The sequence below is a fragment of the Pseudoalteromonas sp. FUC4 genome (genome assembly GCF_008370255.1).
In the GTDB taxonomy this organism is placed as follows: domain Bacteria; phylum Pseudomonadota; class Gammaproteobacteria; order Enterobacterales; family Alteromonadaceae; genus Pseudoalteromonas.
This window is the reverse complement of record NZ_SEUI01000001.1, coordinates 1049711-1061195: the sequence shown is the minus strand read 5'-3', so window position 1 is coordinate 1061195 and position 11485 is coordinate 1049711. Positions and strand designations below refer to the sequence as shown.

The 11485-nt window shown below is 38.1% G+C and carries 9 protein-coding genes; 6 read left to right on the top strand and 3 right to left on the bottom strand.

What is annotated here, in order from left to right; all coding sequences use genetic code 11:
* Position 1 precedes the first annotated feature (1 nt).
* The 5 genes from EU510_RS04740 (at position 2) to EU510_RS04720 (ending at position 5062) form a co-directional block, all read left to right on the top strand.
* Complete coding sequence (locus EU510_RS04740) at positions 2 to 643, top strand: MBL fold metallo-hydrolase (protein ID WP_149592478.1); 642 nt, start codon at positions 2 to 4, stop codon at positions 641 to 643.
* A 106-nt stretch (positions 644 to 749) separates the two neighbouring features.
* Entirely contained in the window at positions 750 to 1208 is a 459-nt protein-coding gene (locus EU510_RS04735) for an Lrp/AsnC family transcriptional regulator (protein ID WP_002960703.1), read from the top strand.
* 129 nt (positions 1209 to 1337) lie between these two features.
* The gene (locus EU510_RS04730; protein WP_149592477.1) at positions 1338 to 2894 is read left to right on the top strand and encodes a SulP family inorganic anion transporter; all 1557 of its coding nucleotides are present in this window, start codon (positions 1338 to 1340) and stop codon (positions 2892 to 2894) included.
* Between the two features lie 273 nt (positions 2895 to 3167).
* Positions 3168 to 4241 (top strand): sensor histidine kinase, encoded by a 1074-nt coding sequence (locus EU510_RS04725; protein ID WP_149592476.1) that lies wholly within the window; start codon positions 3168 to 3170, stop codon positions 4239 to 4241.
* The gene (locus EU510_RS04720; protein WP_149592475.1) at positions 4238 to 5062 is read left to right on the top strand and encodes a LytR/AlgR family response regulator transcription factor; all 825 of its coding nucleotides are present in this window, start codon (positions 4238 to 4240) and stop codon (positions 5060 to 5062) included. Before EU510_RS04725 ends, EU510_RS04720 begins: the two co-directional genes overlap by 4 nt.
* 68 nt (positions 5063 to 5130) lie before the next feature.
* Here EU510_RS04720 and pyk read toward each other — a convergent pair whose 3' ends face one another.
* Positions 5131 to 6567, bottom strand: coding sequence for a pyruvate kinase (gene pyk / locus EU510_RS04715; protein ID WP_149592474.1), 1437 nt, complete (start codon positions 6565 to 6567; stop codon positions 5131 to 5133).
* A gap of 376 nt (positions 6568 to 6943) precedes the next feature.
* Here pyk and gndA point away from each other — a divergent pair, with 376 nt between their 5' ends.
* A complete protein-coding gene (gene gndA, locus EU510_RS04710; protein WP_149592473.1) occupies positions 6944 to 8317 on the top strand; it encodes an NADP-dependent phosphogluconate dehydrogenase in 1374 nt (457 codons plus the stop codon).
* A gap of 68 nt (positions 8318 to 8385) precedes the next feature.
* On the opposite strand, the gene ansA is transcribed toward gndA, so the two are convergent.
* Both ansA and sppA read right to left on the bottom strand, forming a co-directional pair.
* The gene (gene ansA / locus EU510_RS04705) at positions 8386 to 9396 is read right to left on the bottom strand and encodes an asparaginase (RefSeq protein ID WP_149592472.1); all 1011 of its coding nucleotides are present in this window, start codon (positions 9394 to 9396) and stop codon (positions 8386 to 8388) included.
* A gap of 82 nt (positions 9397 to 9478) precedes the next feature.
* Complete coding sequence (gene sppA, locus EU510_RS04700; protein ID WP_149592471.1) at positions 9479 to 11344, bottom strand: signal peptide peptidase SppA; 1866 nt, start codon at positions 11342 to 11344, stop codon at positions 9479 to 9481.
* Positions 11345 to 11485 lie beyond the last annotated feature (141 nt).

Genomic DNA, 11485 nt, shown 5'->3' with positions numbered 1-11485 from the left:
TATGGAAATCATAGCTATACCTGTCACTGCCTTTGCACAAAACAGCCGTATTATTTGGTGTAGCGAGACTAAACACGCCGTGGTTATCGACCCCGGTGGCGACACTGATAAAATAGTAGCAGCCCTTAATGAGCATAAACTAGTATTAAGTGCTATTTGGTTAACGCACGGGCATTTAGATCATGTGGGTGGGGCTGATATTTTACGAAATCAATTTAACGTACAAATTATTGGTCCACAAAAAGATGAGTACTTTTGGTTTGAAAACTTACCTATGCAAGCACAGATGTTTGGATTTAAAGCCATTGAACCGTTTTATCCGGATATTTGGCTAAACCATAATGACACCGTGAGCGTAGGTAAACTTAGCTTTTTAGTGAAACATTGCCCGGGGCATACACCCGGTCATATATTGTTTTACCAAACCGATTACGAGTGCGTTATTGTCGGTGATGTTATTTTTAAAGGCTCAGTAGGGCGCACTGACTTTCCTAAGGGAAACAGTGAACAACTTATAGAGTCGATTAAGACGCATATTTTAACCTTACCTGATAATACTAAAATATTGGCAGGACATGGCAGCGACACGACAGTCGGATTTGAAAAGAAAACAAATCCTTTTGTGAGTGGTAAGTTTGGTTAAGTTGCTTATTTTAAGTTTACAAACTGCATAAAAATTAAAAATAAGCAGACTGAGTTTTAAAATGGTTGTATAATTTAACCAGTTTATTTGATAAATAAGAAATAAAATGTCTCTAAATCACGTAGATCGCCAAATATTGGCACTTTTACAACAAGATGCTAGTTTATCAACCGCAGAAATTGCAGATAAAGTAGGCTTGTCTCAATCTCCATGCTGGCGTCGAATCGCTAAGCTAGAGCAAGATGGTTATATAAAAAGCAAAGTGGCTCTTTTAGATGAGAAAAAACTTGGCTTTGATATGCTTGTATATGCACATGTGCGTTTATCAAATCACGGTAAAAAGAATCTTGCTGAGTTTGAAAAGCTGATCATGAGCTACGACGAGGTAACAGAGTGTTACACTATGGCTGGTACCATGGACTTTATGCTGCGCATAATTTCACAAGGCATAGAAGGGTATGAGCATTTTGTGCGCGATAATTTACTAAGCTTAGAATACGTTCAAGAAGTACATTCTAATGTAACAATGACATGTGTAAAACGCAGTACTTCCCTTCCTTTGTAAAAGCACTTCTTTTAAAAGCTAAACCATTTTTAGTTTAGCTTAACCACATAATGACAATTGTTAACTGAGCGCTAATTTGGTAGAATTTAGCGCTTTTTTTGATACCCATTACACCATTTGAGGACCTCAATGTTTAACTTACTCAGTAGGGCGCCTAGCTCTGCTAAAAACGATATTCTATCTGGATTAACTGTGGCGTTAGCCTTAGTACCAGAAGCAGTTGCGTTTGCCTTTGTTGCAAATGTAGAACCTTTGGTTGGTCTATATGCCGCGTTTATCGTTGGTTTAATTACGGCTATTTTTGGTGGTCGCCCTGGTATGATTTCAGGTGCAACCGGTGCACTAGCTGTTGTCATGGTAAGTTTAGTGCTTGATCACGGTGTTGAGTATCTATTTGCAACTGTGTTGCTGATGGGAATACTGCAAATTCTCGCGGGTGTATTTAAACTCGGTAAGTTTATCCGTATGGTTCCTCATCCGGTAATGCTTGGTTTTGTAAACGGGTTAGCAATTGTTATATTTTTAGCCCAGCTAGGGCAGTTTAAAGTGCCAGACGGTATGGGCGGACAAGAATGGATGACAGGTAATCCATTATTTATAATGCTTGGTTTAGTTGCATTAACCATGGCGATAATCCACTTTTTGCCAAAATTGACTACAGCAGTGCCTTCATCTCTAGTTGCCATTGTAACGGTAACCGGATTAGTGATTGGATTTGATTTAGAGGCGCATACAGTATTAGATTTCTTAAAAGGAATGACTGGTGACGAAGCTGCAACAATCGCTGGCGGCTTACCTGAATTTCATATACCTATGGTGCCTTTTAATTTAGAAACACTGAAAATTATCTTCCCATATGCACTTATTTTAGCGGCTATTGGTTTAATTGAATCATTATTAACGCTTAGCTTAATTGATGAGATTACAGAAACTCGTGGTCATAGTAATAAAGAATGTATTGGTCAAGGCGCTGCAAATATTACCTGTGGTATGTTTGGTGCAATGGGTGGTTGTGCAATGATTGGTCAATCAATGATCAATATTAATTCAGGTGGTCGCTCTCGTTTATCAGGTATAAGCGCTGCACTTATGCTACTTGGTTTTATTATTTTTGCCTCTAGCTTAATTGAAATGATCCCATTAGCTGCACTTGTTGGTGTTATGTTTATGGTAGTACTTGGTACATTTGAATGGGCAAGCTTTAAAATGATGAAGCGCGTACCATTATCAGATGCATTTGTAATTGTTCTTGTGTCGGGCGTGACGGTTATTACTGATTTAGCGATTGCTGTGTGTGTTGGTGTTATTGTATCTGCACTCGTATTTGCTTGGCAGCATGCGAAGCAGATATATACAACTAACTACATTGATCAAGAAGGCGCTAAGGTGTACGAACTACATGGTCCGTTATTCTTTGGCTCTGTTAAAAACTTTTCTGAGTTATTCGATGTGAAAAATGATCCTAAAAATGTGATTGTTGAATTTAAACACAGCCGCGTATCTGACCACAGTGCAATAGAAGCGATAGATACACTTGCTGACAAATACACAAAAGCAGGTAAACAACTTCATTTGCGTCACTTAAGTAAAGACTGTACGCAGTTACTACACAAAGCACGCGATTTAGTTGAAGTAAATGTAATTGAAGATCCTACTTATAAAGTGGCTTCTGACAAACTTGCATAATTATTTACTGAGTAAATAGCTTTTAAAAAAGCGAAAGGTTAAAGCCTTTCGCTTTTTTATTACACCTAGCACACAACTTTGCGTTAAGGCTCTTAAAAACCAAGACAGTTTGTAGTGCTAAACATTCTTATAAATCGATATAATGAGAAATATAATTATTATAAAAATTAACTTTTTTACTGATTTCTGTCGTTAGAATAATAAAAATAACGACCTGTTTAAAAATAAATTTTATATCATTTGAATTAAAACCCCTTGGAGTAAAAGTAAATTTTGAACTGGCAATCTTTGGTTGATAACCGACAACGCTTTTTTTGGCTTTTGCAAATTGCAGGCTGGATTGGTTACGCGCTAGTAAATTACATAGGCTCCAAAGTATTTGAAATGCGTGATATATACGTATTTGTTATTTTACTCAATGCTTACGCTGGTTGCTTAATGACAGTGCCACTTCGTTATATTTACCGTACTGTTTGGAATGCGTCGCCATGGGTACTGATGCTGGTTGTATTTGGTGCTTCTTATGTCACGGGTACTTTGTGGGCAGTAGTTCAAAAGTTTAATTTATGGGAAATTTACCGCCATGGTTACAGACCCCAAGAGTGGTTTTATTATTTACAGCAGGGCTTAGATTCAGTTTATATTATACTGTGCTGGAGTGGATTATATTTTGGTGTTAAGTATTATCAATTGCTACAAGGTGAACGCCAAAAAGCGCTTAAAGCGACAACCATGGCACACGAAGCACAATTAAAAATGTTGAGATACCAGCTTAATCCTCATTTTCTATTTAATACGCTTAATGCTATTTCCACATTAATTTTGGTAAAAGAAAACAAAGATGCTAATTTAATGGTGTCGAAGCTTAGTGACTTTTTGCGTTATACACTCAATACCGATCCAATTAAAAAAGTGCCGTTGGAGCAAGAGCTGCATGCACTTATGTTGTACCTTGAAATTGAACGTGTTCGTTTTGACGAACGACTAAAAATTAACATTGAAGTAAGCGAAGAAGCTAAACAAGCATTATTACCAAGCTTAATTTTGCAACCAATTATTGAAAATTCAATTAAGTACGCTATTGCGCATTTAGCACAAGGCGGTGTAATAGACATTAAAGCACAGGTGTTTGCTAACGAATTATTATTAGAAGTTGGCGATAACGGCCCGGGTACAGATATAAAAGATGGCCAGTTAGTCAATGCACAGGGCGTTGGTGTAGCAAACACAAAAGATAGATTAAAAACGCTCTACGAAAATAATTATTCGTTTGTATTATCACATAATACGCCAAGTGGATTAAAAGTTAATCTGCGGATCCCGTTTGAGAAGGCTGTGAAGAAATGATAAAAATAAAAACACTTATTGTTGATGACGAACCATTAGCACGTAAAGGTTTAGATGTAAGGCTTGCAGAATTTGCTGATATTGAAGTAATCAAACTATGCAGCTCAGGTGCTGATGCTATTGAAACGTGTAAAAACGAAAAAATAGATTTAGTATTTCTAGATATACAAATGCCAGGCATGAATGGCTTCGAAGTTGCCCGAGCGCTTAGTGAAAGCACAAAAGCATTACCTGCGATTGTATTTGTAACTGCTTTTGATCAATTTGCAGTTAAAGCCTTTGAAATTCATGCTTTAGATTACATTTTAAAACCCGTTGATGATAACAGACTAAAACAGGCGGTAGAAAAAGTGCATACCTATTTAAAAACGCAGCAAGACAACGCCCATAAGAAAAAACTAGCGAGTTTTGTAGCCGGGATTACTGGTAATAATTGCGAAGAAATTCTTAAAAAATTAGCCACTGGCGACACCTTAACAGACAGGCGTTACCCAGAGTCACTCGCTGTAAAAGAGCAGGGGGAAATAGTTAGAGTCCCCGTTGCTACTATTCAATGGGTTGATGCTGCTGGCGACTACATGTGTTTACATTGTGAAGATGGTCAAACACATATTTTACGTAAAACAATGAAAGAGCTAGAACAAGAGCTCGACCCTCAGCTGTTTGTACGTGTACACCGCAGTGCAATAGTAAATACAAAACAAATTAGTAAGTTGGTTACGCAGGTAAGTGGTGAGTATTTATTAGTACTTGAAAACGGACAAGAGCTTAAAGTAAGCCGTAGCTACCGTGATAAAGTAAAAGCAGCACTAGCAAGTTAAAACCAACGCCTTTACTACAGATATAAAAAATGCGAGCTTAGCTCGCATTTTTTATATTTACTAATTAATTACGCAACAGTTACAATTTTCATTGTGTTAGTTGCGCCCACAGTTTCCATTGAGTCACCGTGAGTAATAATTACTGTATCACCAGTCTGTAAAGAACCTTGAGAAACTAACGTATCAAGTGCCGCTTTTACCATACCGTCTTTTTCAGTTTTTGTAGAATCAAAAAATACTGGGTAAACACCACGATAAAGTGCTGTTTGGCCTAATGTACTTGCATGACGAGATAGCGAGTAGATTGGTAAACCTGAGCTTATACGCGACATTAATTTAGCCGTGCTACCAGATTCAGTGAGTGTGATAATTGCTTTAACCGAATCTAAGTGATTAGCTGCATACATAGCAGAAAGCGCGATAGATTCAGCGTTGTTAGAAAAGCGACTATCTAAACGATGCTTAGAAACGTGTGTTTCTTTTTGAGACTCTGCACCTAAACAAACACGTGCCATAGTTGCCACTGTTTCTTCAGGGTAATCACCCGCTGCAGTTTCAGCTGAAAGCATTACAGCATCTGTTCCATCAAGAACAGCATTTGCAACATCCATAACTTCTGCACGTGTAGGCATAGGGTTATCGATCATCGATTCCATCATTTGTGTTGCTGTTACTACAGTACGATTTAATGAACGAGCACGACGAATAATTAGTTTTTGCTTGCCCATAAGTGCAGCATCACCAATTTCAACACCTAAATCACCACGAGCAACCATTACTGCGTCAGACGCTAGAATAATGTCATCAACAGCTTCTTGTGTTTCAACGGCTTCAGCACGTTCAATTTTTGCAAGTAGTTGCGCTTTTGAACCAGCAGCTTCAGCAAGTGAGCGTACGTAGCGCATATCGTCGCCACTACGTGGGAATGATACGGCAATGTAATCTACGTCAATTTCAGCGGCCGTGATTAAATCTTCTTTATCTTTTTCGGTAAATGCTGGAGCAGTTAAGCCACCACCTAAACGGTTAATACCTTTATTATTAGATAAAACACCGCCAACAGTTACAGTACAATGTACTAAGTGCCCAGCTACTTTATCAACACTTAGTTGGATAAGGCCGTCATTTAGAAGTAGTAAGTCGTTAGGGCTAACATCGTTAGGTAATTCTTTATAGTCAATACCTACAGAGTTAACATCGCCTTCGCCTTTTTCCATTTTTGCATCAAGAGTGAACTTTGCACCCACAGCAAGCGTTACTTTACCTTCTTTAAAAGTAGAAACGCGGATTTTAGGGCCTTGAAGGTCAGCAAGGATAGCAATATGCTTGCCTAATTTTTTTGCAATATCGCGTACAGCTTGCGCACGGTCTTTATGATCTTGGGCAACACCATGTGAGAAGTTTAAACGTACTACATTAGCCCCAGCGATAATAATTTTTTCTAAGTTGTTATCTCTATCGGTAGCAGGTCCAAGGGTAGCGACTATTTTTGTGCGTCTTAGCATCAATTTCTCCTGTTTGCTTGGTGAAAGCATGTTGACGTTATTTTGTTGAATTAAAATATCTATATTAGATTAAAATATTTTAATTATGTGCAAACTTCAAAGGTTTGCCACTATTTTATACAAAACTATTGTGTCATCATTATGACACCGGTGTCAGAATGCGTCAATGATCTTAATTTCAATTAGCGTTGCTTTTAGTCACCCGAGAGCATTGATGTTTGATATAATTACGTAGCTTATTTATCTGTAATAAAAAAGCATGTTGTATGAGCTCATAGTTAGTATTTTATGACTGTATGAGTATAATGCACGCGGTATTATTTAATTTATACACTGAATTTTCTAACCAAATAGTTGTTACCGAGGAGGACACTAGATGCAAGTTGCATTAGTAGGGTTAGGCGTTATGGGAAAAAATCTTGCCTTAAACTTGATTGAAAAAGGCATAACGCTAGTCGCTTATGATAAAAACCCACATGCGGGTGAAGAGTTACTAAGTTGTGCCAAATCACAAGGCATGGCTGATAGGCTTCACATTGTCTCTGATTTAAGTGACATGGTAAGGCGTTTAGAGGCACCTCGTTCTATTTTATTACTTGTTCCTGCTGGTGAGTTAGTTGATACAGTTTGTAATGAACTTGTAGAGGCCGGCGTTAATTGTGACGATATGATAGTCGATTGCGGTAATAGTAATTATAAAGACGGTATAACGCGTAAACTTAAATACCAAAATAAATTTGAATTTGCCACTATGGGAATTTCTGGCGGTGCAGAAGGCGCTCGTCATGGTCCTGCAATGATGGCAAGTGGTTCTGAAGGTGGTTGGGAACGTATTGAGCCATGGTTTGAAAGAGTAGCTGCTAGCTATAATGGCGATTCGTGTTTTGCACGTGTTGGCCAATCAGCAAGTGGTCATTTTGTAAAAATGGTTCACAACGGTATTGAATATGCACTGATGCAACTTATTGCAGAAGTGTATCAATTACTTCGTTTAGGTACTAATCGTTCTCCAAAAGAAGTAGCTGAGATATTTAATGACTGGTCAGAGGGTCAATTAAATAGTTACTTACTGTCTATTTCTAGCCATATATTGTCACTTGAAAATCATAATAATGTACCGCTTGCGGACTTAATTGATAATAAAGTTGGCGCTAAAGGTACAGGTCTTTGGACTGCGCAAAATGCACTCGAACTTGGTATTGCTGTTCCTTCACTTGTTGCTGCTGTTCAAGCTCGTCATTTAACTAATGCATGTAACACAACGGCTGCACAAGAAATGACATATGCATCTAAATCAACGAACAATGTTGAAATTGATCTGGAAGAGCTAAAAGAGGCCTTCTTACTTTCAAGTTTACTTGCGTATCGTCAAGGTTTAGCGCTAATTAAAGGTGCATCACGTACTCATCAGTGGAAAGTAGATTTATCTAAAACGCTTCAAACGTGGCGCGCAGGTTGTATTATCCGTGCTGATTACTTAGATAGCGTTGCACAAGGTGTTGAATTTATTGACACTCTTGAAAAAGAGTCTAAATCTTTACGAAAAATTACCGGTCAAGCAATAATGACTGGTTTAGCATTCCCTGTATTGGGAGCTACACAAACGTATTTAGCAACATTAACGACACCGAGTAATGGGCATTTAGTTCAAGCCCAGCGTGATTACTTTGGTGAGCACGGCATAAAAACCCACAGTGGTGAAATGTGTCATTTAACTGATTTAGTAGATATAGACGCTAAAGTTAGATAATAAGCAGTTGTTTAAAACGATAAAGGCACGCTATTTAGCGTGCCTTTTGTATTTTTAGCCCTTAAAAATTAACGGCTTAACTCGCCGCGCAAATTGTCTTGCATTAAATGCCTAATTGTCTCGACCTCTAGCTTTTGACTCAGTAAATAATGTAATTTAGTTAAACAAGCCTCAAGTGTCATATCGTAACCACTAATTACACCAATATTTAACAGAGCATTACCTGTTGCATAACCGCCCATGTTTACATGGCCTTTTAAACATTGAGTTAAATTGATAATGACAACACCGCGCTTACTTGCGTCTTCGAGTATTGACAAAAAGCTCGGATCTTGTGGTGCATTTCCAACACCAAAACTAAGTAGCACCAGTGATTTAATATTGCCATTGACCAAGCTTTTAACTACCTCTTGGCTAATACCAGGATACAGATAAAGCACTCCGATAGGTTGAGGTGTTATAGGTGTAACTTGCAGCTCATTTTCAACATATGGGCTAAGCTGACCTTTAATAAGTTGAATATTAATACCCGATAACGCGAGAGGATCAAGATTAGGCGATGCAAAGGCGTTAAACCCATCCGCGTGTGCTTTAGTTGCTCTATTACCTCTAAACAGTTGGTTATTAAAAAAGAGACTTACTTCAGCAATAGGATAATTTGCAGCTAAATACATGGCATTAAGCAAGTTTACTTGGCCATCAGAACGTAATTGTGAGAGCGGTATTTGAGAGCCGGTTACAATCACAGGTTTAGTCAAATTTTCGAACATGAATGACAGTGCTGAGGCTGTATATGCCATGGTATCGGTACCATGTAGGACTACAAAGCCGTCATAGTCTTGATATTTATCTTTGATATCATCAGCAATAAGTTGCCAATGCTCGGGCGACATATCTGATGAGTCTATAAGAGGGCAGTATTCGTGAATATCAAACAAAGGCATTTCATCACGATTAAATTCTGCGTTATTTACTACGGTTTCTGTTAAAAAACCTTCAGCCGGAATATAGCCTCGACTCGATTTTTTCATACCTATAGTACCGCCTGTATAAGCGATATAAATGCGTTTACGTTTCATAAAAAAAGCCCAGTAAAAAAACTGGGCCTAGTATAACGTTAAGCAGCTTTAAATACAGCTGATTAGGTGAAGCTATGCACTTTTATTGTGCAACATTACACACTAAACAGCGTGCGTATACACCTTGTGGATCGTTGTAATCTTTAAGGTTTTCAACTTCAGTGCTTAATTGGTTAATAACACTTTGTAAATTAGCTTGTGTTGCTAACACAGATGTTTTTTGTGTTTGCAAACCAAGCATAGATTTAATAGACGCATTACCAAAAATGTCTTGAATCATTTTTTCTTGCGGGCTTAAATCTTGTTTGATTGTTTTAACTTCATAATGATTAAGCTTAGCAAGTGCAGCAGCGGCTTCAATCGCATCTTGTTTGTCGCCTAGCTTATCAACTAAACCGAGTTCTTGCGCTTGAGATGCAATCCAAACACGACCTTGTGCTATTTTATCTACTTGCTCAGGAGTCATATTACGCGCATCGGCAACTACAGCTAAAAAGCGACCGTATGCTTCTTCAACACTCATTTGAATTACTTCACCCATCTTTTCGTTAAGAGGGCGAGTGATTGAAAAACCAGCCATTTCGGTTGTAGCAACGCCATCTGAATAAACACCAATTTTAGATAAGGTTTTCTCAAATGTCATAAACGTACCAAATACACCAATAGAGCCGGTGATTGTACTTGGTGCTGCCCAAATTTCGTTTGCAGCAGAGGCAATCCAATAACCACCTGATGCAGCCACAGAACTCATTGAAGCAATAACAGGTTTACCAGCAGCTTTAAGGGCTAATACCTCAGCACGAATAACTTCAGAGGCAAACATACTGCCGCCACCAGAGTCTATACGTAGTACAACCGCTTTAACTTTATCATCAAGGCGTGCCTTACGAAGTAGGGCTGCTGTAGAGTCGCCACCAATTTCGCCAGCTTTACGCTCACCATCAACAATTGTACCTTTAGCAACAACTACCGCTACTTTTTCGGTAATAGGGTTATCAAATTCAATCGGTGGTTTAACTAAGCTTAAGTATTCACGAAATGAAACTTGCTTAAATGTTTTGCCATCTTCTCGTGCGCCCACTAAATCAATTAATTGCTTGCGTACTTGTTGATTTGTTTTTAAAGAATCAACCCACTGATGATCAAGTGCATATTTACCTGCATCGCCATCTGCAGCTTTCATTTTTTCAAGATATACGTCCATTGTCTCGTCAAAATTTGACTCATCAAATGGGCGAACAGCGGCAACATCTTGTTTGTATTCGCTCCAAAGAGCGCCTAACCAAACGCGGTTAGCTTCTTTAGCCGCATCAGACATGTCGTTACGAATAAAAGGCTCTACTGCTGACTTAAATGTACCAACACGGAAAATATGCTGCGTTACTTCAAGTTTTTCAAGTGCATCTTTAAAGTAAAGCGGGTACATGCCATAACCTTCAATACCTACGCTTCCGTATGGGTGCATAGCAATTTCGTCAGCATGCGATGCAATATAGTATTGTGCTTGAGTATAATAATAACCCGATGCAATTACTTTTTTGCCAGCTTGCTTGAAAGCATCAATAGCCTTTGTAATTTGCTTAAGTTTATTCAAATGTGCTTTAGGCATCTCTTGTAAATCAAGCAATATCACCGTGATGCGATCGTCTTTAGTCGCTTCGTTTATTACTTCAACAATATCGTCGAGTAATATTTCGCTTGGTGCTTCAGAACCAGAGGTTGCATCACTAATTGCGGCTTCAACTGGGTCTATATATGTTTTCTCTTCAACAATAGGGCCATTTAAGTTAAGCCTAAGTACAGAGCCATTTTCAACTATTATTTGATCATCGTCACTTGAGAGTGACACAAAGAAAATAATTACCAGTAATAAAAACAAAATGTTTAGTATTAAGCGACGAGAAAAATTAATTCCAGCCCAAATACCTTTAAATACCTTTGCTATCAAAATAGCTCCTTAATTTGGTACAGTTAATACATTAGTTCCATCTTAGCCTAGAATAAAAATAAATTTAACTGCTAAATCGTAACGAAGTGTTTATGAACCTGTATAAACGTAAGTTTTTACTGCTATTTTTAATTAAATGCA